This is a genomic window from Streptacidiphilus monticola (assembly GCF_042658505.1).
GTDB classification, from domain to species: domain Bacteria; phylum Actinomycetota; class Actinomycetes; order Streptomycetales; family Streptomycetaceae; genus Streptacidiphilus; species Streptacidiphilus monticola.
The window spans coordinates 1-23,815 of the sequence record NZ_JBHSQJ010000049.1; the positions used below are offsets into that span (position 1 = coordinate 1).

General features: G+C 72.5%; 25 protein-coding genes. 10 read left to right on the forward strand and 15 right to left on the reverse strand.

Features of this window, described 5'->3' with window-relative positions; genetic code table 11:
• Nucleotides 1-68: 68 nt before the first annotated feature.
• The 5 genes from ACFP3V_RS12780 to ACFP3V_RS12800 form a co-directional block, all read right to left on the reverse strand.
• Nucleotides 69-908: a DUF2637 domain-containing protein gene (locus tag ACFP3V_RS12780; RefSeq protein ID WP_380583090.1), complete on the reverse strand. Its 840-nt coding sequence runs from the start codon at nucleotides 906-908 to the stop codon at nucleotides 69-71.
• Complete coding sequence (locus tag ACFP3V_RS12785; RefSeq protein ID WP_380583091.1) at nucleotides 905-1,150, reverse strand: hypothetical protein; 246 nt, start codon at nucleotides 1,148-1,150, stop codon at nucleotides 905-907. The genes ACFP3V_RS12780 and ACFP3V_RS12785 overlap by 4 nt, the downstream gene beginning before the upstream one ends.
• Nucleotides 1,147-1,659, reverse strand: a complete 513-nt coding sequence (locus ACFP3V_RS12790) for a WhiB family transcriptional regulator (protein WP_380583092.1) — start codon at nucleotides 1,657-1,659, stop codon at nucleotides 1,147-1,149. The genes ACFP3V_RS12785 and ACFP3V_RS12790 overlap by 4 nt, the downstream gene beginning before the upstream one ends.
• Entirely contained in the window at nucleotides 1,659-1,958 is a 300-nt protein-coding gene (locus tag ACFP3V_RS12795) for a hypothetical protein (protein WP_380583093.1), read from the reverse strand. Before ACFP3V_RS12795 ends, ACFP3V_RS12790 begins: the two co-directional genes overlap by 1 nt.
• A gap of 415 nt (nucleotides 1,959-2,373) precedes the next feature.
• On the reverse strand, nucleotides 2,374-3,153 hold the full coding sequence (locus ACFP3V_RS12800) for a GntR family transcriptional regulator (RefSeq protein ID WP_380583094.1): 780 nt from the start codon (nucleotides 3,151-3,153) through the stop codon (nucleotides 2,374-2,376).
• A gap of 16 nt (nucleotides 3,154-3,169) precedes the next feature.
• Here ACFP3V_RS12800 and ACFP3V_RS12805 point away from each other — a divergent pair, with 16 nt between their 5' ends.
• The gene (locus ACFP3V_RS12805; protein WP_380583095.1) at nucleotides 3,170-3,631 is read left to right on the forward strand and encodes an NUDIX hydrolase; all 462 of its coding nucleotides are present in this window, start codon (nucleotides 3,170-3,172) and stop codon (nucleotides 3,629-3,631) included.
• 542 nt (nucleotides 3,632-4,173) lie between these two features.
• Here ACFP3V_RS12805 and ACFP3V_RS12810 read toward each other — a convergent pair.
• Nucleotides 4,174-6,135, reverse strand: a complete 1,962-nt coding sequence (locus tag ACFP3V_RS12810; RefSeq protein ID WP_380583096.1) for a YncE family protein — start codon at nucleotides 6,133-6,135, stop codon at nucleotides 4,174-4,176.
• Nucleotides 6,136-7,122: 987 nt separating this feature from the next.
• Between ACFP3V_RS12810 and ACFP3V_RS12815 the strand changes: the two genes are divergently transcribed.
• Nucleotides 7,123-10,131 (forward strand): protease pro-enzyme activation domain-containing protein, encoded by a 3,009-nt coding sequence (locus ACFP3V_RS12815; protein ID WP_380583097.1) that lies wholly within the window; start codon nucleotides 7,123-7,125, stop codon nucleotides 10,129-10,131.
• A gap of 72 nt (nucleotides 10,132-10,203) precedes the next feature.
• Here the strand turns inward: ACFP3V_RS12815 and ACFP3V_RS12820 are convergent, their stop codons facing one another.
• The 3 genes from ACFP3V_RS12820 to ACFP3V_RS12830 form a co-directional block, all read right to left on the reverse strand.
• Complete coding sequence (locus ACFP3V_RS12820) at nucleotides 10,204-10,923, reverse strand: VC0807 family protein (RefSeq protein WP_380583098.1); 720 nt, start codon at nucleotides 10,921-10,923, stop codon at nucleotides 10,204-10,206.
• Between the two features lie 147 nt (nucleotides 10,924-11,070).
• Entirely contained in the window at nucleotides 11,071-11,655 is a 585-nt protein-coding gene (locus tag ACFP3V_RS12825; RefSeq protein WP_380583099.1) for a dienelactone hydrolase family protein, read from the reverse strand.
• Nucleotides 11,656-11,798: 143 nt separating this feature from the next.
• Nucleotides 11,799-11,987: a hypothetical protein gene (locus ACFP3V_RS12830; RefSeq protein WP_380583100.1), complete on the reverse strand. Its 189-nt coding sequence runs from the start codon at nucleotides 11,985-11,987 to the stop codon at nucleotides 11,799-11,801.
• Between the two features lie 73 nt (nucleotides 11,988-12,060).
• On the opposite strand from ACFP3V_RS12830, the gene ACFP3V_RS12835 reads away from it, so the two are divergent.
• On the forward strand, nucleotides 12,061-12,471 hold the full coding sequence (locus tag ACFP3V_RS12835; RefSeq protein ID WP_380583101.1) for an ACT domain-containing protein: 411 nt from the start codon (nucleotides 12,061-12,063) through the stop codon (nucleotides 12,469-12,471).
• 37 nt (nucleotides 12,472-12,508) lie between these two features.
• Here the strand turns inward: ACFP3V_RS12835 and ACFP3V_RS12840 are convergent, their stop codons facing one another.
• On the reverse strand, nucleotides 12,509-13,006 hold the full coding sequence (locus ACFP3V_RS12840; protein ID WP_380583102.1) for an AMIN-like domain-containing (lipo)protein: 498 nt from the start codon (nucleotides 13,004-13,006) through the stop codon (nucleotides 12,509-12,511).
• 147 nt (nucleotides 13,007-13,153) lie between these two features.
• Here ACFP3V_RS12840 and ACFP3V_RS12845 point away from each other — a divergent pair, with 147 nt between their 5' ends.
• Entirely contained in the window at nucleotides 13,154-13,345 is a 192-nt protein-coding gene (locus tag ACFP3V_RS12845; protein WP_380583103.1) for a DUF1059 domain-containing protein, read from the forward strand.
• Between the two features lie 134 nt (nucleotides 13,346-13,479).
• Here ACFP3V_RS12845 and ACFP3V_RS12850 read toward each other — a convergent pair whose 3' ends face one another.
• Nucleotides 13,480-13,833 (reverse strand): hypothetical protein, encoded by a 354-nt coding sequence (locus ACFP3V_RS12850; RefSeq protein WP_380583104.1) that lies wholly within the window; start codon nucleotides 13,831-13,833, stop codon nucleotides 13,480-13,482.
• 439 nt (nucleotides 13,834-14,272) lie between these two features.
• Between ACFP3V_RS12850 and ACFP3V_RS12855 the strand changes: the two genes are divergently transcribed.
• From ACFP3V_RS12855 to ACFP3V_RS12870, 4 genes are all read left to right on the forward strand, one after another.
• Nucleotides 14,273-15,487 (forward strand): PP2C family protein-serine/threonine phosphatase, encoded by a 1,215-nt coding sequence (locus tag ACFP3V_RS12855; RefSeq protein WP_380583105.1) that lies wholly within the window; start codon nucleotides 14,273-14,275, stop codon nucleotides 15,485-15,487.
• 77 nt (nucleotides 15,488-15,564) lie between these two features.
• Nucleotides 15,565-15,825, forward strand: a complete 261-nt coding sequence (locus tag ACFP3V_RS12860) for a hypothetical protein (protein ID WP_380583106.1) — start codon at nucleotides 15,565-15,567, stop codon at nucleotides 15,823-15,825.
• Between the two features lie 14 nt (nucleotides 15,826-15,839).
• Nucleotides 15,840-16,967: a flotillin family protein gene (locus ACFP3V_RS12865; RefSeq protein ID WP_380583107.1), complete on the forward strand. Its 1,128-nt coding sequence runs from the start codon at nucleotides 15,840-15,842 to the stop codon at nucleotides 16,965-16,967.
• Between the two features lie 76 nt (nucleotides 16,968-17,043).
• A complete protein-coding gene (locus tag ACFP3V_RS12870) occupies nucleotides 17,044-17,394 on the forward strand; it encodes a hypothetical protein (RefSeq protein WP_380583108.1) in 351 nt (116 codons plus the stop codon).
• 6 nt (nucleotides 17,395-17,400) lie between these two features.
• Here the strand turns inward: ACFP3V_RS12870 and ACFP3V_RS12875 are convergent, their stop codons facing one another.
• From ACFP3V_RS12875 to ACFP3V_RS12890, 4 genes are all read right to left on the reverse strand, one after another.
• Nucleotides 17,401-17,745, reverse strand: a complete 345-nt coding sequence (locus ACFP3V_RS12875; RefSeq protein WP_380583109.1) for a YidH family protein — start codon at nucleotides 17,743-17,745, stop codon at nucleotides 17,401-17,403.
• Nucleotides 17,742-18,134 (reverse strand): YidH family protein, encoded by a 393-nt coding sequence (locus tag ACFP3V_RS12880; RefSeq protein WP_380583110.1) that lies wholly within the window; start codon nucleotides 18,132-18,134, stop codon nucleotides 17,742-17,744. Before ACFP3V_RS12880 ends, ACFP3V_RS12875 begins: the two co-directional genes overlap by 4 nt.
• Before the next feature lie 125 nt (nucleotides 18,135-18,259).
• Nucleotides 18,260-19,627 carry a glutamate--tRNA ligase gene (gene gltX / locus ACFP3V_RS12885; RefSeq protein ID WP_380583161.1) on the reverse strand — a complete coding sequence of 456 codons (1,368 nt, stop codon included), beginning with the start codon at nucleotides 19,625-19,627 and terminating at the stop codon, nucleotides 18,260-18,262.
• 467 nt (nucleotides 19,628-20,094) lie between these two features.
• On the reverse strand, nucleotides 20,095-22,737 hold the full coding sequence (locus ACFP3V_RS12890) for an N-acetylmuramoyl-L-alanine amidase (RefSeq protein WP_380583111.1): 2,643 nt from the start codon (nucleotides 22,735-22,737) through the stop codon (nucleotides 20,095-20,097).
• A gap of 192 nt (nucleotides 22,738-22,929) precedes the next feature.
• On the opposite strand from ACFP3V_RS12890, the gene ACFP3V_RS12895 reads away from it, so the two are divergent.
• Nucleotides 22,930-23,133 (forward strand): KTSC domain-containing protein, encoded by a 204-nt coding sequence (locus ACFP3V_RS12895; protein WP_380583162.1) that lies wholly within the window; start codon nucleotides 22,930-22,932, stop codon nucleotides 23,131-23,133.
• Between the two features lie 119 nt (nucleotides 23,134-23,252).
• Entirely contained in the window at nucleotides 23,253-23,465 is a 213-nt protein-coding gene (locus ACFP3V_RS12900; RefSeq protein WP_380583112.1) for a DUF4287 domain-containing protein, read from the forward strand.
• Nucleotides 23,466-23,815: the final 350 nt, after the last annotated feature.

Below are 23,815 nucleotides of genomic sequence, written 5' to 3' on the forward strand. Positions count from 1 at the left end.
GGACGGTTCGGGCCGCGGGGATCTGCTGGATGGACAGCTTGTCGGTCATGGTGCGGGTTTCCTCTCGGTCAGGCGGCGGACTCGCCGCTCTCGTCCTCGGCGGTGGTGGGCTCGGGCTCGTTGGCGGGAGACGACTCCGGGTCGGTCACGGCGTGCAGTCCGGGGGCCGCAGTCGGGGCCTGCTCGGCGGCGAGGGCGTCGCGCACGGCGCGGGCGTTGGCGGCCGAGCACCGCAGGGCGACGCGCAGAGCCTCGGCACTGCGGGTCTGATCCGGGGCCAACTGGCGGGCCTCAGCGAGCAGTTCGGGCAGCGTCCGCCGCGCCGGCGGGGCGGACTTCTTCCCGGTCCGCTTGCGCGGCTTCGGCGCGGGGAGCGCGGGCAGCGGCGCGGGCTTGGGCAGGTAGACGGATGCCGCCGCAGCGGTCGCATTGGGGGTCGGGGCCGCGAGGGGAGCCGGTGCGGCGGCCGGGGTTTCGGCGGCGGCAGTGGGCTTGTGGTGGAGCACCTTGGCCACGAGGTCCGAGCCGAAGTAGATCGAGCCGACCGGCAGCGAGGTGGCCAGCAGGACCAGGGCCCAGTTGGCGGGGGACCAGTCGGCCAGGTGGTGGCCGGTCCCGGCGTGGATGCCGGGCATGAGGCCGTGGTCGTAGTTCAGCACCAGCGACGCGGCGGTGTAGAAGCCGAGCACCCGCAGCGCGAACCGCCGGTCCCGCCCCTCCAGCACCAGCGTGGCGACCAGGGCGACGGCCATCAGGCCGTCCACCACCAGGGGGTAGACGACCGCGGCCACGGTGTCCGCACCGATGGTGTGCGCCACGTCCTTGAGCGCGTTCCAGGAGACGCGGAACGCCATGCCGACCACGGCCAGCAGGCCCGCGACGACGAACAGCTTCGCGGACCGGTTCACGCTGTCACCCCCGCGAGCAGGTGGGCCACCTGACGGGCGGCGTCGCGCTGGACGCGCAGGCGTCCGGCGAGGGTGTCGGCCCGGTCGCGGGTGCGTTCCAGACGGCCGATGGTCTCGCGCTGCCGCTCGACCTCGGCGAGCAGGTCGGCCACCGCGTCCAGCAGGCCGCAGGCGGTCGCGTGCTCGTCGTCGAGCATGGCCCGGATCTGCTGCTCGCGGTGCTCGGTCAGATGCGCGGTCATGCTGCCTCCGTTCCGGGGCGTTGGTAGGGGCCGAAGGACGGCGGGGGGATGCGCGGCCCGGGCGGGCGGCGCGAGGACTGTGCGGCGCGTTCGGCGCGCCGGGCGGCGTTCGCCGCCGTATGGGCGGTGCGGCAGGCGTCGCAGGGCAGTTCGCCGTAGGCGGCGTGGTCGGTGTAGCCGCCAGGGGTGCCGCAGCGACGCTGGCGGCCGAGCAGGGCGTCCCGCTCGGCGGGGGTGGTCCCGCCCCGGACCCCGATCCGCTCGTCGCGCTTCAACGCTGCCGTGAGGCAGGCGTTTTGGGCGGGGCAGTAGCCGCAGACGGTCTTGGCGAGGGCGACGCCCTCGGCGTCGTCCGGCTCGGGGAAGAACACGTCCGGTGCGACCTGGCGGCACAGCGCCCCCGGCAACTCGCTGTCCGGCGGGGCGGTGACGGTCAGGGCTTGGTGGAACCGGGCGGGAGAGGACGGGGTGCGCAGGGCGAGCATGCGCGGGTGGCGGCGGGCGGCCATCACGCGGCCCTGCGCGGGACGGCCCGGCGGCGGGGCGTCGGGCGGGCAGGCTCGGCGACGGCGACGATCCGCAGCACGTCGGCCGGGTGGAACCGGAAGGCGTCGGCGGCCTTGGCGATCAGACGGTCTGTCAGGTCGGGGTCGTCGGCGAGGATGTCGCGGGCGGCGTCCAACCTGGCCGCGCGCTCGTCGTCGCTCTCGTCCTCGGTGCCGAGCCACAGGTCCAGCGGGGTGCCGAGGGCCAGTTCCATGAACTCGGCGGGGGTGGCGGCCCGGTGCGGGCCGATGAAGTGCTTCACGGCAACTCCAGAAGGCGGATGGGAAGGGGCCCCGCGCGGCGCCCGGCCTGCTGTGTGGTCGGTCGGCGAGCGCCGGCGGGGAAGTCGAGTGGGGCGCGGGCGGTCCGGCGGCCTTCTGCCGGGCCGGGCCACCCGCGAGTGAGCGTCGCGTCCCCCGGACCCGCCAAGGCCCTGGGACGCACGGCCGCCTTTTCCACGGAGGCGGCAACCATGTGGAGTTCTCAAGGAACGAGCGCTTCCGGAAGCCCTCAACCAGCGGCCTGCCGGGCACGACGAACCAGCGCCAGAACCTCTACTCCTGCGCTCATGCACTCATGTAGAGGAGTGACATGCATCAGAGTGCACGGCTCCTGTATATGAGTCAACCCCCCGCGCGGATTCGCGCGGGGGGTTGCTTGGCAGAACTAACGCTTCGTCAATCCCTAGCGGGGATGCGGTAGTCGAGAATGAACTGGTCAGCGGCCATGAGCGTGTCGCAGACCTCTACCACGCGCCCCTGCGTCGAGTAGGCGTTCCTTGTGAGGTGGATCACAGGCGATCCGGGGCTCAAGCTGAGCGCTACCGCCTCCGCCTTGGTCGCCAGGCGAGCCCGGACCGTCTCCGAGAACTCCTCCAGCTCATGCCCGTGCTCCTCCAGTCGGGCATAGATACCGCCCCCGCCCGGGTTCTCCGCGAAGAGTTCGGGGATGTCCTTCGCGATGTCCCACGGCAGGTAGGAGGTCGCCTCCTCTGTTGGAACCCCGTCGCTGAAGTACAGGCGTCGGCGCGCCAACACTTGCGCGCCTGACTGCACTCCGAGGCGTTCGGCCACGTCGTCAGGAGCGTCCACTGGGCCGACGTACAGTACCCGCACCAACGGGACAGCGCCGGCCTGTTCAGCCTCGGCGATATAGGCGGCCTTACCTGCCTTGCGGTGGGAACGCCGGAACCTGTCGGAAGACTTCCGACTGACAGGCGGTCGGGACTTCACGAACGAGCCGCGACCATGATGGGTCTCCACGAGGCCGCTTGCGCGCAGCTCGGCCACAGCCTTGCGCACGGTTCCCGGTGCCACCTTGTAGCGGTCCATCAGTTCGGCTTCACTCGGCACCTGCGCCCCGGGTGCCAAGATGCCGTTCTGGATCTGCTGCGCCAGCTCGTCGGCGATCTGCAAGTAACGCGGGGCCGCACTCTCGCGGTTGCTTCCACTCCTCATCTGGGTGGAACCTCCTATGCTCATCTACATGAGTAACAGCACTGGACAGGGACGGTCAACGCCACTCCATTCCGTGTCCGTGGCGGGTGTCGTGGTTCGGGATGACGGCCGAGTGTTGGTCATTCAGCGAGCCGACAACGGCACGTGGGAGCCGCCCGGCGGAGTGCTCGAACTCGGCGAATCGGTAGAGGACGGTCTCCGTCGAGAAGTGCTGGAGGAGACCGGGGTGCACGTCGAGGTGGACCGGCTGACCGGGGTCTACAAGAACATGAACCTGGGCGTCGTCGCCCTGGTGTTCCGCTGCCGCCCCACTGGGGGGGAGCTAGCCACATCGGACGAAAGCCGATCGGTGGACTGGGTGGCACCTGGCGAAGCTGTCGAGCGGATGGCCGAGGTCTACTCGATCCGACTGCGCGACGCGCTGTCATCTGGATCTCCGGCCGTCCGGGCCCACGACGGGAAGCGGATGGTCGGCTGACATCTTGTCCCGACCGTCCCGTTGTCCCATTGGTGGCGCTGACCTGGGGTAACGCCCTTGGGACAGATGGGACAGTCCGACCGGGGTTGCTCGAACTGCATTGAGCACCGCGAGCCCAGGTGAGTGACTAACTGAGTGACTACCGAGGCAGACTCCGGCGAACCTTCGCGAACTTCCGCGAACCATCCGCCCTGCTCAGAGGGCTGGAGAATCGTGCTGACCTTGCCCCGGGAATTGCTTCGGGACGAAGAGGTCGTGGGTTCAAATCCCGCCACCCCGACTGGAGTAACAGCAGGTCAGGGCCGGTCTTCCGTTCAGGAGGACCGGCCCTGACTGCGTTTCTGCGTGCACGGGGGCCGTCCCGGGGTCGACTACGCGACTGCGGGGGCCGGGCAGGGCGGCCACGACCGCCGCTGTGCACGGCCCGCCGCCCGTCGAGCGGACGGTGCCCGTGGACGCGTCGTCCTGCCGCGGCCGCAGCAGCCCGGGTGGCACTCCGGGGCGGGGTGCCGCGGCGGGCTGCCGCAGCACCCCGAGAAGGGTCAGTTCGAGAAGTAGATGTACTTCCAGGAGCCGTACGTCGTCGAGTTGACGGTGTCGCCGGATGCTCCGTCCACGTAGACGGCGCGGACGCGGACCTTGAAGCCGGCCTGGCCAGGGGCGGTCAGGCGAACCAGGGAGCGGCCGTTCGGGGCCAGGGCGAAGAACTCCGGGTCGGCCGAGTACCAGCTTCCGCCCGAGTAGACCTGGACGTCGAGGCGCTGGGCGCGTCCCTTGTAGTAGGTCATCGTCGTGGTCAGGTAGGCGTCGGACCGCTTGTGGAACCAGTAGTAGTTCGTCGAGCCGATCCGCCCGGTGCGGTAGTAGTGCGAGACCGACAGCCCGATCGCCACCTGGTCGTACGCCGTCACCGCGACGCTGCGCGGGGCACTGCGGCTGTCCCCGCGGTAGATCGCGGTGACGCGGGTGTCCCGGGTGAGCGTGAGCGGGACGGAGATGTTCCCGTGGACGTCGACCCGCCCGACCCGGACCCGGACTGCGGGCCTGTCGGCGCCGTAGGGGTCGGACCAGATCTCGACCGTGCGGTTCTGGTAGCTGGCGCCCAGGTGGGCGGTGAAGATGACCCGTCGGCCGTAGGCGTAGACCTTTCCGCTCGGAACGAGGCTCAGTGCCGTCGCCGTCCGGGAGACGCCCACCTCGGCGGAGGCGGTCACCGCGGCATGCCGGGCGTCACCGGCATAGCTCACCTTGTAGGTGACCGTGCCACCCGACGGCGGGACGTCGTTGAACGCGAAGGACCCGTCCGCCTTCAGCGTGACCGAGGGCAGCGCCTTGCCCGCGGGGCTGAGCAGGTCGGTCCGGGTGACGTGGAGGGCCGCGCCGGCCGGCACCGGGATCGCCGCCGTCATCCTGCCGGTCACCGTCAGCTGCTTGGCCCGCGCCGCCGTTCCCGGCGCCTTCACGGTCAGGGTCGGGACGCTCAGCGTGGGCCCGGTGAGTGCTTGGAGCGTGTAACTGCTAGGCCACCACGAGTCCTTGACCCCCTGGCCGACCAGCGCGAAGAGCCGCGAGTCGTCCGGCGCCCAGGCCAGGTCGCCCAGGCCGGTCGTCTTCGGGGCGTACGTGCGCAGCGGTACGGTCCCGTTCGGCTGGTAGACCGCGATCTGACGGCCCGTCACCTGGGCCACCAGGCCGTCGTGGGAGACCGCCGCCCGCTGGCCTGAGGGGTACGAGCCCGCCCGGGTGAGGGTGCCGTTCGCATAGGCGACCCGGTCCGTGCCGTCCAGCAGGACCTGGGAGGCGCCGGGGAGGAGGTCGATGTCCGAGACCCCGTTGTCGATGGTGTAGTCGCCGAACTTCCATGCGGTCAGCTGCGGCGTGGCTCCGGAGACGTCGACCACGCCGACGGAGTCGGTGGACAGTCCGGAGTCGGCGACCGCGAGCAGGCCGGGGGCGCCCGGGTTGGCATCGAGCAGCGCCGGATTCCACAGGCCGGGGCCCGTGTGCGGGAACTGCGCGAGGGCCACGGCGGACCCCGGGTCGGCGGCGGGGTCCACCGAGCCCAGGTTCGCGTCCCACTGGTCGCCATAGCTGAACCAGAGCTTGCCGCCTGCGAAGGCCACGTACGTCGGGCCCTTGTTCGTGGCGACCGCGTAGCGGCCCTTGACGGCCAGTGTCGCGGCATCGATGGACACGACTTCGTGGGTCGCGGGTGAGGCCGCGTACACCGTGGCACCGTCGGTCGAGACGGCGAGGTCGGTCACGCCGGTGATTCCTGACACCGCCCCGACCTGGTCGCCGTTCCAGTCGCCGGCGACGACCGTGCCCGTCGAACTGTCGCCGACGAAGACCCGGTTGAGGGCGCCGTCCACGGCGATGCCGCCGGGACTGGTGACGGTCACAGGCGTGGCGGCCGTGGCCGTTCCGGTCGCGGCGAAGCCGAGCGCCGCCGAACCGGCAAGGACCGCGAGCACTGTCGCGGTGGAGAGGCTGCGTATGCGCATGCCGTTGAGACCCCCAGAAAACCCGGCGCCAGGCCGGGAGACAAAGTGCGCTGTGCACGGCCCGGCGAACGCGGGGCCCACAGCTGACTGGGGAGCCTAGGGCATGGCTCCGACCACCGACGATGCGGTGTCCGTCTCCCGTTGAGGGCGTCCCGCATCCTGCCCTCCGGGTGCCGCCACGCGAGTCGCCCGAGGCGACGCGAAGGACGGTGGGGTGCTGCGTTCGAGGAAGTCGCCGTTGTGGGCGGGAATCTCGATGCTCCGGCTGAAGGCCGCCACACCCACCGGGAGGCTCACGGCGAACGACCCGTCCGGGGCCGTGCGGACGCTCTGCTCGATGACGTCGCCGGAGGCCGCCACGACTTCGTGGGCACCGAGTTGCTTCCAGGCTCCGTTCAGGAGGTACTCGGCGGTTCCCCGGAGGGTCTGCCTGGTATCGGCCGGGACGCCACTCGTAGCCGGCGCCTGAAGCCGGATCCGGGTCGGGCTCACCACTGCGGGGAGTCGGCGTCCGCAGCGGACTCGGCGGCCGCACGGACCCGACGGCCTCCAGGGCCGGCACCGGCGTCCCGGTGCCGCGCGGTCTCGGACAACGTCGGTGCGGGCCCGGCGAGTTCCGATTGCACCGAATCGCCCAGTCGGAGGTCGTTCCGCCTTTCGTCCTGCTTTCGGTGCCGGTGGCACGGGTTCGCCTGGTGGCTGCAGCGGCGCGTCGGGTCTTTGTTCGGTATCGGTTCGGACCCGGACGGGACAGCCGTCAGAGCCGCCTGATAGAACGTTGTGCGAGTTCGCTTGTGGGGGGTCTTCCAAGTGCCGCCTGTCGCGGCGGCAGACAGCCGTGAACCGAACCGAGGTGCTGTGTCGGGCGCGCGTGAGCGTGCCCCGGTGCGGACGTTCGGCCCCTTTCCTGCGGATGCTCACTGATCAGCTGCGGATCCAGCCCGCCGGCGGAGCCGCATGGCTTGTGTCATTCCAAGGAGTCTCTGCATGGCCATACCGGTCAGCAAGCGGCGCTTCGGGAGGGCTGCGATCACCGCGGCCACCGCGGTCGTCGCCCTCGTCAGCACCAGCGCCATAGCCGCGGCCTCGCCGGTCGGCGGCTCGGGCGCGGTGTCCGCCACCAAGCAGCGGGTCGGCTCGACCCCGCACGCGCCGTCGGGCGCGGTCGCCGTCGGCGCTCCCGCCGGTGACACCCGGCTGGACCTCAGCGTCAACCTCGAGCCGCGCGACCCCTCGGCGCTGCGCGACTTCGTGAAGGCCGTCAGCACCCCGGGCAACGCCGAGTACCACCACTTCCTGGCGAAGGGTCAGTTCGCGTCCGCCTTCGGGCCGACGCAGAACACCATCGCCCAGGTCCGGTCCGCCCTGCGGGCCCAGGGTCTGACGCCGGGAGCGGTGAGCGCCGACGGCATGTCGATCGCGGTGTCGGCCACGGTCGACCAGGCGGCCAAGGCCTTCGGCACCGGCTTCCGCTCCTACAAGCTCAAGGACGGCAGTACCGGCTTCCAGAACACCGCCGCGCCGCAGTTCGCGTCCGGCATCGCCGCCGAGATCACCGGCGTCACCGGTCTCAACACACTGGTCCGGCCCAAGCCGCTGCACACCGGATTCCGCTCCGCGGCCCGCAGCGCCCGCTCGCTGTCGTCCACGCACACCAGTGCGGCGACCGCGGCGGCCACCGGAGGCCCGACCTGCTCGGAGCTGAGCTCGCTGGGCACCGACGGCAGCGACTACTACAGCCCCCAGAACCTGGCCGCCTCCTACAACATGGAGCACACGGCGACCAGCGGTGCCGGGGTGACTGTCGGGGTCATCGAGTACGAGAGCTACAGCAGCAGCGACCTCGCCCACTACCAGTCCTGCTTCGGCACCAAGGTGCCGGTCAGCGTGGTGAAGGTGGACGGCGGCGCGACGGTGGCCCCCAACCCGGCCAACAACATCGGCATCGAGTCCCTCCTCGACATGGAGGACCTGATCGGCCTCGTCCCGGGGGCCAAGCTGATCAACTACCAGGGCCGCAGCCTGGTCGCCGCGGACGGCAAGACGGCGATCAACACCTCCGACGCCTACTGGCTCGACCCGATCAAGCAGGCCGTCGTCGACGACAACGCCCAGGTGCTCTCACTGAGCTGGGGCGGCTGCGAGCTGGGCGCGGACAGCACCATCCTCAACACCGAGCTCAACATGAGCCTGGAGGCCGCCTCGCAGGGCCAGAGCCTGCTCGTCGCCTCCGGTGACGACGGCGCGTTCAGCTGCGGAAGCTACAACAACTACGAGAAGGCCGTCGGCGACCCGGCGAACCAGCCGTACGTCACGGCGGTCGGCGGCACCACGCTGAGCGGCAACCCGGCCACCAGCCGGACGACGTGGAACACCGGCGACGGCGCCGCCTCCGCCGGTGGCGTGTCCCGGATCTGGTCGCTGCGCAGCGCGGACAGCTACCAGGCGGGCTTCACCGGCTCCGGCTACTCGTCCAGCTACTGCTCGCCGTCCACCGGCTACACCTGCCGCCAGGTTCCCGACGTCGCCGCACTCGCGGACGTGCGCGGTTACGCCGTCTACGTCGGCGGCGGCTGGGGCACGGTCGGCGGCACCAGCGGTGCCACGCCCACGTGGGCCGCGCTCGTCGCCATCGCGGACGCGCAGCCGGCCTGCAAGGCCAACGGCCCGATCGGCTTCCTGAACTACCTGCTCTACGGCGCCGCGAAGAGCGCCTACAGCACCAATTTCATGGACGTCACGAGCGGCAACAACGGCATCCCGGGCCACAGCGGCTTCTCCGCCGGCACCGGCTACGACCTGACCACCGGTCTGGGCGAGCCCAACGGCGCGAACCTGGTCAACACGCTGTGCTCGAAACTCCCCGCCGCCGCCACCGGCACCAGCACCTACCACCCGCTGAGCCCGAAGCGCCTGCTGGACACCCGTTCCAGCTCCTCCTCCGCGCCGCAGGTCCCCGCGAACACCTCCGCCGCCGTGAAGATCACCAACGCCAACGGCATCCCCGCCTCCGGCGTCACCGCGGTCGTGCTGAACGTCACCGTCACCCGCACCTCGGGCAACGGCGTGCTGACGGTGTGGGGTGACAACACCAACCGGCCGAAGACGTCCAACCTGAACTGGACCAAGGGCGAGACCATCTCGAACCTGGTCACCGTCAAGGTGCCCGGCGACGGCTGGGTGGACTTCTACACCACCTCCGCCACCGACGTGATCGCGGACGTGCAGGGCTACTACACCAACGACACCACCGGGTACACCTTCACGGCGCACACCCCGAAGCGGCTGCTCGACACCCGCTCCAAGATCGGCGTCAGCACCACCACCCCGGTGAGCAACAACCTCGTCAACGTCAGCATCACCGGCAACGCGGGCATCCCCACGACCGCCAAGGCCGTGGTGCTGAACGTGACGGCCACGCAGACGGTCGGCGCCGGCTACATCGCCGCCTACCCGAGCGGTGCGACCCGCCCGTCGGTGTCCAACATCAACTGGACGGCGAGCAACACCACCCTGCCGGGCCTGGTCATCGTGCCGGTCGGCAGCAACGGCAAGGTCAGCCTGTACGTCCACGGCAAGGCGCACGTGATCGCGGACGTCTTCGGCTACTTCAGCGCGGACGGTGCGCTCAAGCTGAACACCACCACGCCGACCCGCCTGCTGGACACCCGTGCCAACATCGGCATCAGCCGGACCACGGCGCTGACGGCCGGTCAGACCGTCAAGCTGCAGGTCGCCGGCCGCGCCGGGATCCCGAGCGGTGTCTCGGCCGTGCTGCTCAACATCACGGTCACCGGCACCACCAGCAGCGGTGTGCTGACCGCCTGGCCGGACGGCATCTCCCGCCCGAGCACCTCCAACCTCAACTGGGCGAAGGGCTGGACCGTGCCGAACCTGGTGCTGGTCCCGGTCGGCAGCGACGGGTACGTGGACATCTACGTCAACGCGCCCACCCACGTGATCGCGGACGTTACCGGCTACTTCAGCGGTAGCTGACCCCGGTCGGCAGAACGTCAAGGGCCGCCCCCTCCGCTGGAGGGGGCGGCCCTTGACGTTCCGTCAGCTCCGTCAGGCGCGCTCGGCCTTCGCCTCGCGGAGCACCTCCTCCGCCATCCGGTGCGCGAAGCGGTTGCCGACGGCGAGGCCGAGGGCGAGCGCGGCCAGCAGCATCACCGTGCCGAGCCAGACCATCGTGTGGACGGGCAGGGTGTAGGCGCCGACGACCTTGGCCACGCACTCCAGGACCAGCGGCGCGCCCCAGGCCAGCGAGAAGTTCCGCTCGTTGCGGCGGAACGAGGGGGAGGCCGCGGCCCGCCGGGTCCAGGCGGCGTCACGAGCGGCGTCGCCGCGGACGACGAAGGGCTTGAGTCCCGCCGTCATCAGCGGGCGGCCCAGCAGCGCGGTGACGATCACCGCCGCGCCGATGACGCTGCTGACCGCGCCGTCCTTGGCCAGCATCAGCCTCGGGTCGCCGCTCAGTGTGGACAGGGCGATCGCGGCCACGTTGACCACCAGCATGAGCAGCGCCAGCGGGCTGGCCGAGCGGCCGCGCAGCAGCGCGCCGACCGTGCGGACCACCGGGACCGCCGAGCTGAGGGCCAGGGCCGCGACGGTGCCGAGTCCCAGGGCGGAGTGGGCGGCGTAGTAGGCGCCCAGCGGGAGGGCGACGTCGAGCAGCACCGGCCGGAGCGCGGCGGCGGGGCCCGCGTCCTTGCCGGCCTCAGCGCGCCGGACCGGCCGGGCGACGGCGATGACGCTGGTGGTGGTGGCGGCGGTCTCGACGGCCATGCTGCTTCTCCCCGTTCCCCGGTGCCTGGTGCCGCTCGCTGCGGCGACTCCAACTCTGCCGCCGGGGCAGGGCGTCGGGTCAGTGTCCAGGCTCCGGGAAGCGGCATGACGGATGTCACCGCCACCGGCGTGACGCGGCGGCCACCGCTACGGCGTCACCGTCTCCAGGAAGGCCAGCACACGCTCCGTCAGCAGGGCCGCCGCGGACGGGTCGTAGGAAGGGAGGGACGAGTCGGTGAAGAGGTGGCTGTCACCGGGGTAGAGGAACAGCTCAGCCGCGGAGGGGGCGGAGGCGACGAGGGCCCGAGCCGCGTCGAGGTCACCCTCTCCGGCGAAGGAGGGGTCGTCGGACATGCCGTGGATCCGCACGGGCACGGCAGCCGGCCAGGCGCCGCCGAACTCCTCGGCGGGGACGCAGGCTTCGAGCAGCAGCGCGCCCGCCGCGCCCGGGCGGTTCTGTGCCAGTGCCTGGGCGGGGAGCACGCCCAGCGAGATACCGGCATAGACCAGACCGGCCGGGAGCTCCGCGGCGGCGGCGCGGCCGCGTTCGACGACCGTGCCGAAGCCGATCGTGCGGGCGTGCTCCACCCCAGCCTCGACGGTGCCGAACACCTGCCCCTCGAACAGGTCGGGCGTGTGCACGGTGTGCCCTGCCTTGCGCAGGGTGTCGGCGAACTCGACCACGCCGGGCGTGAGCCCCTGGGCATGGTGGAACAGCAGCACCTCGGCCATCCGACGGCCTCCCTCCACAGGGGCACCTGTGCGGCGCCCGGCGGTCCGAGTATGGACGGGAGGTCTGACAGATCGGCGGAGGACCGCGTTCGCGCCAGGCCGCGCCCCAGGGCCGACGGCCGGTGGTCGAGGGTCGGCGTGCTTCAGGAGCCCTGCGCCGCGGTCGGCGGCGGCACCGCGACGCCCAGTTCGCGAGCGAGATGGAGGGCGTCCTCGAGCTCGTCGAGGGCGATCCGCAGCCCCACCGGATCGGTCGTCGCCGCGGCGTGCGCCAGCGCCGCGCGGGCCTGCTGCACGCGGGTGATCACCTGATCCGGGCTCTCGCTGGTCATATCCGTCAGCATCGCACCGTTCCCGGATTCTTCAATCCGGGCTGCGGCGGACGAGCGGCCGTAGGCTCGGGGCATGAGCGGCGAGCGTGACCTGAAGAAGCTGGTCGGCGGTATGAGCCCCGAGCTGCACCCCGGCAGCTGGGTCTTCGCCACCGTCCCGGACGGGCGGCTGCCCGAGGGTGCCACGCCGGTCGTCACCGTGGCGGAGCCGGAGGGGCTGACCCTGGTGGTCCGTCAGGAGGAGGCGGACGCAGCGGGGTTGGCCTACAGCTACGTCGCGGGGTGGATCACCCTGCGGGTGCACTCCGCGCTGGACGCGGTCGGGCTGACCGCCGCCGTGGCGCAGGAACTGGCCACGGCGGGGCTGAGCTGCAATGTCGTGTCCGGCTTCCACCACGACCACCTGTTCGTCCCGTTCAACCGGGCCTCGCTGGCGGTCGCCCTGCTGGAGGACCTGGCGGCCCGGGCCGCCGACCACGGCTGACCCGCACCGCGCAGGGTCCACCAGAGCTGACGCCGTGTCAGCGGACGTCCATGACCACGCGGTTGGGATTCTGCAGCGTGAACACGTGCACCGCCCCGTGGTCCCGGACGCCGACGCCGAAGCCGACGACGCCCTCGAAGTCGCCCGCGAGCGCGAAGCCGCGCAGGTGGGGCAGATTGAGAGCGACCAGCCGCGGGCCGCGGTAGACGTTGTGCCCGGCGCTGTCATGGGCCGCGGCCGGGGCGAGGCGGATGCGCAGGAAGAAGGACCCGCGCAGCGGTACGGGCTTGCCCGAGGGGTCGTAGCGGACCTGGTCGACCCGGATGACGGAGACCCTGGGGAGAGGGCCCTTGATGTCGAGGACGATCCGGTCGTAGCCCGGGTGGACGCCGAAGCGGGCGTTGACGACCTGGGCGGTCGCGGGCGGAACGGTCGTCGGCGCGGCGGAGGCCGAGGCGGTGGTGCCGACTGCGGCGGAGCCGGCGAGCAGGAGGCCGGCGAGCGCGGTGGCGACCGGCCGGCAGTTGAGGATCATGGTGCGTCCCGAGGGATGGGAGGAAAGGGGACATCTGCCAGGGAGGACGCGGCGACGGCTCCACCGGTTCTTCCTGAACCGGACAATTCAGCGGATAGTGGAGTACAACGGCGAGTCGGCCGGACGGAGCGTCTCCAGGAGGTCCCCATGCGCAAGGTCGCCGACTGCAGGCAGTGGCCCAGCGAGGTCGGCTGCACACTCACCATCTCCGGCGAGGAGGACGAGGTCGTCCGCGCCGCGACGGAGCACGCGGTGTCCGTCCACAGCGAGACGGATACGCCGGAACTCCGCGAACAGATCCGCGCGTCCCTCACCGAGGAGGCACCCGCTCACGCGTGACGGCGTGAATCGGCGCCGACCGCGCCCTGCCTCCCCGCAGGGCCCGGACGCGTCCGTCCGGGCGGGGGTCGGTGACGGCCAACAGGCGTCCGGCGCCGGATGGTTGGGGTCACCGGGGAACGTGGCCGAGCGCCCTACCGCCCCCAGCGCCGTTGCTCCTGTTCCCGGCGGCGGATGACGCGCAGGTCGACCGCGGCGAGGGCGGCGGCCGCCATGCAGACGGCTGCGAGGAAGATGAACGCCGCACGCGGCGGCGTGGCGCCCGGGTGGGCGAGCGCGGCGAGGTAGGACATGCCGCCGGCGCCCACCAGGAAGAGCAGTCCGAAGACACGGGCCAGTACCCGCCGGGCGGGCAGATCGCTGCGGGCGGTGCGGGGCTCCGTGCCGGTGTGGCGGCGTCGGCGCTCCTCCTGGTCGATGCGCAGACGCGTCCGCAGACCCAGCCGGGGCTGCGGGATACGGCCCCGGTGACGCGGGTGCGGGGTCATAGCCACCTCCTCTCGTCTCGGCCACACTGCGGATCCTGGCCGGGTACCGCGGCCGACCGGCAGGCACCGGCACGACGTCCGACCCGACCAGGACGTACGCCGCGGCCAGCCCCCTCCGGCGACCGCCCACGGAGCCAGACCGCAGCCCAGGGCGGCGCGGCGGTCCGGGCCGGCGCCCCAAGATCGCGTCTTCCTCGGCCGACCACCCCTCGGGGACCGGCCGAACGGCCGACCGGGGCCGGCTGCCGGAGCGGCACCGCCTGCGAGCCGCGCGGCCTGACGTGCACCCCTTGGCACGTGCCGCGCCCGTCCAAGGGCCGTCCGTCGACCCCCGTCTCCGGACCGCACCGCCGGAGGATCCTGCTCACCGCTCTCGTACCCGGCCCGGCTCGGGCTAACAGTGCGTGCCGCGCGCCAGCCGCAAGGCGAGACTTGGCTCGTGGCGGACGTGGAGGCGGCGGCGGACGAGCGCGACGGGCACCCCGGACAGGACGGGCGCAGCGGAAGCGAGGACCACCGGGGGCGGCGGGCCGGGTGGCTGCAGGTCGTGCCGTGGGTGCTGCTGGCCGCCGCAGGCGCCATCGACGCCACCACACCTCCGGCGATCACCGGCGGGCCGCTGCTGACCCTGGCCTGCGTGCTCTGCGGAGCGCTCAGCAGCCTCGCCGTCACCGCCCTGTTCTGCGTCGCCGCCCTCACCATGGAGATCGCGGTGAGCGCGGTCCAGGGATCGCTGACGACCTCTCACGAACTCGTCGACATGGGACATGTGGTCATCGCGGGCGTCATCGCCCTCGTGCTCAACCGGGCTCTGGAACGCAGCGGCCGCCGGCTGCGCCGGGTGCGGACCGTGGCCGAGCAGGTGCAGTTGGCCGTGCTCCCCGAGGTGCCCGCCGAGCTGTGCGGGTTCCGGGTGGCCACCAACTACCGCACTGCCGCTGCCGAGGCGAACATCGGCGGCGACCTCTACGCCGCGCAGGAGACGCCGTGGGGCCTCCGCCTGGTCATCGGGGACGTCCGCGGCAAGGGCCTGGCCGCGGTGACCAGCGTGGCCATCGTGATCGGCGCCTTCCGCGAGGCCGCCGACAACGCGCGGACGCTGACCGAGCTCGCCGAACGGCTCGAGCGCTCCCTCGGCCGCGAGGGCGCACTGCGCGGCGGACTGGAGGCGTTGGAGGGGTTCACCACGGTGCTGCTCGCCGAGTGCCGCCCCGACCCGCCCTACCTGCGGATCCTCAACTGCGGCCATCCCAGCCCCTACCTGCTCGGTCCGGACGGGACCATCCGGCGGCTGGACCCGCCGACAGGCTGGGGGCCGCCGCTGGGCCTGGGAATCGGCCCGGTCGCGGAGGAGCAGGAGTACGCGCCGGTCCGCGGCTCGGTGCTGCTCATGGTGACCGACGGCGTGACCGAGGCGCGCAACGGGCGCGGGGAGTTCTTCGACCCGCTGCGCGCGCTCGGGCCCCAGGTGCCGCGCGAACCGCAGGCCGTGCTGAACGCCCTGCTCAGCCGGGTGGACCGGTGGACAGGCGGCGAGGCCGGCGACGACATGGCGGTGCTCGCCCTGGCCCGCGCGACGGAACGGCCGCCGCGGTGGAACCCGCTGCGAACGGACGGCGTCCCAGTCAGCGCCGTGCCGCCCGGACCGCGCTAGGGTCGGGGCCGACGGGCAGATCACGCGGGCGCGGTTCCGGGTGGATCCGAGCAGGTCCGAGCAGAGAGGGACGGCGGGTGGCGACGGACGAGGACGTGGTCGGCCGCACCGGCGTGCTGCTGGTCGGGACCCGCGGGCAGGCCGGCCCGGGCGAGGTCCAGTTGGGGGTGCGCGGCGGCACGGAGTGCTTCCTCGCGTACTCCGAGGAGCCCTTGCCGCGCGGCGCCCGGGTACTGGTGGTCGAGTCACGCGGAGCGCGCTCGGTGCTCGTGGTCGAGTGGACCGATCCGCTGGACGAGTTGGATGCGTTGACCGGGGGAGCCGGCGACGCCGGTTGAGGAGATGACAGTTCATGTTCGGTTATCGGGTGCCGTCGCCTGACGAGGCGATGCTCATCTCGGGCGGCCGCCGCGGCCTGGGCGGCGCACCGTTCCGCGTGGTCACCGGCCACGGCAAGTTCGTGCTGCCGTTCTTCCGCAAGGTCCGCTTCCTGACCCTGGCCATGTGCGAGTCGGAGGTCGCCGAGACCTGCGTGACCCGCCAGGGCATCGCGCTGACGGTGCGTGCGGTGATCGCGTTCAAGGTCGGCAACGACAACGAGAGCATCGTCAACGCGGGCCAGCGCTTCCTCTCCGACCAGGACCAGATGTCGGTGCTGACCGGCCGGATCTTCGCGGGCCACCTGCGGTCCATCATCGGCTCCATGACGGTCGAGGAGATCGTGACGGAGCGTCAGAAGCTGGCCACGGAGGTGCTGGACACCTCGAAGGCGGAGATGGCGAAGATCGGTCTGATCGTCGACTCGCTGCAGATCCAGTCCATCGACGACGGGGACGCCGGGTACATCGACGCGATGTCCGCCCCGCACAAGGCCGCGATCCAGCGCCAGGCGCAGATCGCCCAGGCCCGCGCCTCCCAGGAGGCGGCGGAGGCCCAGCAGGAGGCGGCCCGCAATCAGGCCGAGTACCAGCGGCAGACGGCGGTCGTGCAGGCCCAGTACCAGGCCGAGGTCGACCAGGCCCAGGCCCGCGCCGCCCAGGCCGGCCCGCTGGCGCAGGCCCACGCGCAGCAGGAGGTGCTGCTGGCGCAGACCGAACTGGCGCAGCGGGCAGCGGAGTTGAGGCAGCAGCAGCTGGTGGCGGAGATCGTCAAGCCCGCGGAGGCGGAGGCCGAGCGGATCCGGGTGCTGGCCCTGGCCGAGGCCGAGCGGATGAAGATCCAGGCAGAGGCGGCCGCGTCCCACGACCGGGTGGCGCTGGACCGCATGCTGATCGACCAGCTCCCGCAGATCGTCAAGGAGGCGGCCGGCGGCCTGCAGGGCGCCAACGTCAACGTCCTCAACGGAGCGGACGGGCTGGGCGAGATCGCCGCCGGGCTGGTCGGCCAGGGCCTGACGATCCTGGACAGCGTCCGCAAGAACCTGGGCGGCAGCCAGGGGAAGGATCTGGAGGCGAAGTCCGGCCGCGTCGAGATCGAGTAGCACGTTCGAGCAGGCCCATCGAGTACGAGCGGATGACAGGCTCGACCCCGGAGGACTGCCCCGGGGTCGAGCCTGCGTGGCATCGGCCCGCTCCTGTGCGGAGCAGAGGGAGCGTGCCACGCCCATACGCAGCAAGTCCGGGGCCCTCGATCTGTCCAAGAAGCTCCCCGCCGGGGCCACCGCGGTGGTCCTCAACGTCACGGCGACCGGTCCCGCGTCGGCCGGGTTCGTCACCGCGTTCCCGGCCGGCACCACCACCCCGGTGGCGTCGAACCTCGACTTCGCCCGGGGGCAGACCGTGGCCAACCAGGTGACCCTCGGCGGTGGAGCAGTGGTCGACGTCTACAACGCGAGCGGCGGCTCCGTCCAGGTGGTGGCTGACGAGCAGGGCTACTACATCAACCAACCGTCGCACTGGGACGGATGAGCGCTCTCACGGCACCAGCAGCACATACCCAAGGGACGCCGCCCCGAGCACCAGGGCCAGTGCCGTCAGGCCCTGGTGCAGACGGCCCGCCGCAGGCGGCCTGCCCTCGCGCAGGCCGGTCTCCACCCGGCGGGCGCGGCGTCCGGCGAGCAGGGTGAGCACACCGCCCGCGGGCAGGGTCGTCGCGAGGATCAGCACGGTGAGGCCGAGCTGGTGGTGGTGCTCCGCGAGCTTGGCCAGTCCCAGTCCGCCCGCGCAGTAGGCCAGGGTCGTCCGCTGCCAGGCCAGCGCCGTGCGCTCGGGCTGCAGGCCCGGGTCCCAGGGACGGTGCGGGCGGGGCCGGGCGCTCATCGCAGGAAGAGCATCGCGGCGAGCAGGGCCGCGACCGCGGCCAGCGCGACGGCCAGCGGGAAGGCCGCGCGGAACCGCGGCAGCGGACGTCCGGTGCGCATCGCCCGCTCCGTCGCGCCCCAGCGCAGCAGCGCGGTGATCGCACAGCCCAGGCCCAGCAGCACCAGCACCACCGCGACGACGTCCCGCTCGGCGGTGTGCGCGGTCAGCGCCTTGATGCCGACCCCGGCGGCCATCAGCGCGAGCGCCGTGCGCTGCCAGGCCAGGAACGTCCGCTCGTTGGCGAGGGTGAACCGCGGGTCCGGCTCCTCGCCCTCACCGTAGACGTCCTCCCGGTCCAGACGACGGAACAGACCGGAACGGTCCTCGGGCTCGCTGCCGGGCGGCATGAACGGCGGCCTCCTGTCGCGTGCGCGTGAGCTGCTGACCTGCATTCTGCCCGGCGGCTCCGCACCTGCGCGCGCGGGCCCCGTCCCCGGAGGGACGGGGCCCGCGCGCGGCGTGCTCCAGGAGGTCAGCCCTCCAGCTTGGCCAGGGCGGCGTCCAGGCGGGCCAGGACACGGTCGCGGCCGAGGGCCTCCAGGGACTCGAAGAGGGGCAGGCCGACCGTGCGGCCGGTGACCGCGACGCGGACCGGGGCCTGGGCCTTGCCGAGCTTCAGGCCGTGCCGCTCGCCGACCGAGAGCAGGATCTCCTTCAGCGGCTCCGCCGTGAAGGACGGCGCCTCGGCGAAGGCGGCCCGGGCGTCACGCAGCACCTCGGCCGCGCCCGCCTTCATCGCCTTCTGCCAGGAGGCCTCGTCCTCGACCGGCTGGTCAAGGAAGAGGAAGTCCACGTTCGGCACGATCTCGTTCAGCACCGCGATCCGGGTCTGCGCGAGCGGCGCGATGCCGTCGAAGGCGGCCTGGTCGAAGTTCTCGGCCGGCCAGGGAGCCCGGTCCGGGGCCAGGTAGGGGGCGCAGGCGGCGATGAACTGGGAGAGCGTCAACTGGCGGATGTACTCGCCGTTGAAGGCCGTCAGCTTCTTGATGTCGAAGAAGGCCGGCGAGGTGTTGACGTCCTCGATGCGGAAGCGCCGCTCCAGCTCCTCGTAGGGGAGGATCTCCTCGTCCGCGCCCGGGGACCAGCCCAGCAGCATCAGGTAGTTGACCATGGCCTCGGGCAGGTAGCCCTCCGCCAGGTAGTCTTCCAGCGCCACCTTGTCGCGGCGCTTGGACAGCTTCTGCCGCTTCTCGTTGACGATCACGGACAGGTGCGCCCAGGTGGGCGGGGTGACCCCGAGGGCCTCCCAGAGCAGCTGCTGCTTGGGCGTGTTGGAGAGGTGCTCCTCGCCGCGGATGACCTCGGTGACCTTCTCGTCGATGTCGTCGACGACGTTGGCGAGCAGGAAGACCGGGGAACCGTCGCCGCGGGCGATGACGAAGTCCTCGATGGCCTTGTTCGGGAACGCGGTGTCACCGCGCACGACGTCCCGGACGACCGTCTCGCCCTCGTCCGGGGTACGGAAGCGCAGCGCCCGGCCCTCGGCGTACTCGAGGCCGCGCTCGCGGCAGAAGCCGTCGTACCCCAGCTGCTCGCTGCCGGTGCGGGCGGCGAGCTGCTCGCGGGTGCAGTCGCAGTAGTAGGCACGCCCCGCGTCCCGCAGGCGGGCTGCCGCCTCGCGGTGGCGGTCGGCGTTGTGGGACTGGAAGTAGGGCCCCTCGAAGTGCGGGTCGGCGTCGTTGATGCCGATGGCGCTGAGCGCGCCGATGATGCCGTCGATCCACTCCGGCTTGTTGCGCGCCTGGTCGGTGTCCTCGATCCGCAGCACGAAGGTGCCGCCGGACTGTCGCGCCACGGCCCAGTTGTAGAGGGCGGAGCGCGCACCACCGACGTGGAACATACCGGTGGGCGAGGGGGCGAATCGGACGCGAACGGGAGCAGCAGACATGCGCCAAGGGTACCGATCCCCAGCGGGGCCTCGTCGCACCCGCCCGAGGTTCCGAGGCCTGATCGCGCGGCTCCGCCGCGGGCGCGGGAGCGACTCCAAGGTCCGGGGTACCGGCCCAGGGTCCGCGGCTCCGCCGCGATGGGCGCGGGAGCGACCCCGGGTCGGGGGTACCGGCCCAGGGTCACGCGGCTCCGCCGCGGGGCGCGGGAGCGGCTCCAAGGTCGGGCGTACCGGCCCAGGGTCACGCGGCTCCGCCGCGATGGGCGCCGGAGCGACCCCGGGTCGTGGGATCCGGCCCACGGTCCCGCCGCTCCGCCGCGGGGCGCCGGAGCGAGGCGCCGGCAACGCAGTCACACACGCAAGGCACCGCGCGCCCCGCCACGGGCTGAGGCGGCCCCCGCCGTACGCCCGCCCGTCGGCTACGGGGCGAACCAGCCGATCAGGGTCGACGGGGCCGTGGGCGGGGTGGCGACCGTCCCCTGACGCACCGGCAGCAGCCGTTGGGCGCCTGACACTTCCACCAGCGCCGCCGTGGCCGCGTACGGGACTCCGTTCGCGCCCGCCAGGGTGACGGTGCGGCCCGCGGGCAGGGTGACCCGGCCGGAGGCGAGGTGCAGGGACGCGCCCAGCGCCGGGTCCGTGGTGAACCAGCCCGTCACCGTGGCACCTTCGGGCAGCGGCGCGCCCGCCGCCACCAGGGCCGACTCCCCCGTGCGGGCCCAGCGCACCAGCACCGCCGTGACTCCGTCCGGCGCGGCGACGCCCGCACCCGCCACGACGAAGCGCGCGCCTGTGCCGTCCGTCGTCCAGTAGCCCACCAGGTCCGCCCGGACCCGCTTCGCGCCCGCGGGCGCCGGGACCGTCGTGGCGCCCCCGTGCACCGGCAGCACCAGCAGCGTGCCCGCGGAGCTGCCGTCGCCGACGCGCAGCGCCACCGCGCTTGCCTGTGCGCCCAGTTGGGGCAGCGCCAGGCGCACCGACCGGCGGCCGCGCACCGGGGTGTCCAGCGCCCGGCTGCCGTCGAGGGGCAGGTAGCTGCCGCTCGGCGGGGTGAGCGCGGTGACCTGCTGGACGTCCTGCGTCCGGACGTAGGCCAGCCGGTGGTTGTAGGAGATCACGTAGTACTGCTGGGCGCCGGTACTCCTGCTGCATGCGGCAGTCGCCGAGCAGGAGGCGTAGTCGCCCGTCACCGGCATGCCGCCGTTGAGGGCGACGTAGGCCTGGCCCGGGCCGAGCGTGTATCCGAGCGGGGCGGGCCTGCGTCCCTCCGGGAAGGCCACGCCGTAGACCGGTACGGTCGCCGTCGCCGTGACCAGCACCTCGCCGCCGCCCCCGCCCGGGACGCCGACGCCCGCGTTCGCATAGGCGAAGCGACCGCCCGGGTTGTGGAACCAGGCCTTCTGACCGCCGTACCAGATCGCGGTCCAGTCGCCCTCGATCTGCGCGACCACGAAGGTCTCGCCGTAGACGGCCTTGTCGCCCCAGTCCGACCCCCGCCTCGACCCGTGGTTCTGCAGGACCGTGTCGTTGAGCAGCCCCGACCTGAAGGACGGCCCCCGGTACAGGTAGACGAAGTTCGCCGGGTGCGCCGTGCAGCTCCTCCCGCCCGAACAGCCGCTCAACTGCGGGCGGTTGGCGTCGGTATAGGGCGGCGCGATGGTGACGGTGCCGCCGACGACGGCCTGGTCGTCGCCGGAGAGGGGGCTGCCGAGCAGGCCGAGGTAGTAGCTCCAGTCCCAGTACGGGCCCGGGTCCCAGTGCTGCGCGCGGGTGCCCGCGTCGGTGACGCCCGGGACCTCGTCGTGGCCGATGACGTGCTGCCGGTCCAGCGGCAGGTGGAAGCGGGCGGCCAGGGTGCGCACCAGCGCGGCCGAGGTCTGGTACTCGGACGGTGTGTACCAGGCGCCCGTGCGCAGCGCCCAGCCTTCGTGCTCGATGCCCACGGAGTGGGAGTTGACGGTCCGGTTCGCCGCGTGCCACGCGATGTCCTGCACCGGGACCAGCTGGGTGAGCGTGCCGTCGCGGCCGATCAGGTAGTGCGCGCTGGCCTGCGCCTCGGGGTCGCGGAACCAGGCGAGCGCGCCGTCCCGGGTCCCCTCGGTGTCGTGGAGGACGATCGTGTCGACGGTGTTGCCGTCCGCGGGCCGGTCCGCGACGTCGTAGTTGCCGTAGTCCGTCCCACCCGAGGCGGTGCGGAACGCGCGGTGCGCGATGGGCACGTAACGGCATGTCAGGCCGGGAACCGGGTCCGGGCAGGGTGCCGTCCCGGACGGCGTCGGGGCGCCGGAGGTGTCGGGGGCCAGGTCCGGATCCGCGGTGATGCCGAGCTGCTGACCGTCCGCGGTCGTGCGGCTGACGCCCGTGCGCAGCACCTGGTAGACGCGGTCCGCGAACAGGCGGGCTCCGGTGGCGTCCCCGGCCTGGGCGTACGCGGCGACGGCCGCGTACCAGGCCGCCGGGTCGGCGGAGCGCGAACGGCCGAACTTCCGCTGGTAGGAGGCGAGCAGCGCGGCTCCGCCCCGGATCGACTGCACGGCCTCCGTGCGAAGCCGGGCGGCGGGCTGCCCGATGAGCGCGGCGGCGGCCTCGACCGTGTGCAGCGCGGGCGCGGTGGTGTCCACCCCGGCGGTCCGGGCATCCGGGGTGGAGCCTTGCGCTGTCGTCGTCACGCCCCCGCCGTCGCCCCGGGCGTCGACGCCCTCCGCCTGGGCGAACGCGTTGCCGGTCGGCGTCTCCAGGTCGGCGGCGCGGACGTCGGTCAGGCCCATGACGTTCCAGTTGCCGGTCGTGCTCGGCAGGCCGTCGTGGGTCTCCCAGAGGGACTCCTGGTAGCCGACCGCCAGGAGCACCTGCACCGGCACGCCGAACTCCCGTGCCGCGGCGGCGAACTGCTGCTGCCGGGTGAGCGGGGAGACGGCCTTGCGGACCGGCGCGCGTTCGTCCCGGGCTTCGGGGTGGGTGGCGGCCTCGGCCGCCGCTCCGGCGACCACCGCGGAGACCGCGATCAGTCCTGCTGCCCCGAGCCAGGCCCGCGATCTGCGCCGACCGTGCCGTCCGCTCACAGCATGCTCCCTGTGTGGTGGGCGAGACCCAAGAGGGTGATGTGACAGGTACTCAGCAGGGGACGGTAGCACCCGGCACGAACGGTCCTGTCCGCTGACCCTGCGTCAGAGACCGTTCCGAGACCGGCCGCCCGGGGCGCGCCTCCGGATGCGGCGGGACGCCCCGGTGACCACACTGGACCCGTGCGCCGCATGGCACTTGACTCCACCTGCGTCGTCTCCGCCGGCTACGACGCCCGTCGGCACGTGCTGGAGCTGGAGTTCCCCGGTGGCAGGGTCTACGACTACCTGGCGGTGCAGGAGTCGGTCCACGAGGAACTGCTGTCGGCGGACAGCCATGGCCGCTACTTCAACCGGCGCATCCGCGGCCACTTCGACTTCCGCCGGGTGGCCTGAGGCCGAGGTGGATTCCGCCGAGCGGGGACCGATGAGTTCCGGCCGCGCGGTCCGTCCTACCTGCCGACAGGAGCCGACAGGCTCCCAGACGGACGAAGGACAGGACGGGACAGACAGACATGACCGCCACCGCCAAGGGCCCCGCGAGCTACTTCCCCTCCATCGAGAAGAAGTACGGCCGACCGCTCGCCGAGTGGCAGGAGTTGATCCGCTCGGCACCGCCGAAGAAGCACATGGAGCTGGTCTCCTGGCTCAAGTCCGAGCACGGCCTGGGCCACGGCCACGCCAACGCCCTGGTCGCCTACACGCTCGCGGAGGACGCCGACCGCTGAGGCGGGCTGCCGCGCCTGAGCATCGATCGGTGGCAGCAGAAGAGTCGAGGGGCGAACCCGGACCTGGGCCGGGCGCGGCCGGCCCTGCTATGCCCAGTAGTCACCGGCCGCGCCCGCTCCCGGCTGCCGGAAGGCACGACTCTTCTGGCAGCCGGTACGGGACTTCCAGCGACAGAGCCCCGTCGTCGGCACGAGCACGCCCGCGGCGGCGGTGAGTGACCTCTTCCCCACGCCCCGGACGCCGCCGGGATCCGCCGCGCACTGCGGTTCCCTCCGCGGCCGACTCGGAGATGCCCGGACCGGCCACGCGCCCCCAGGCAGCGCCGAGGTTGTGGGGGCCATGCCAGCTT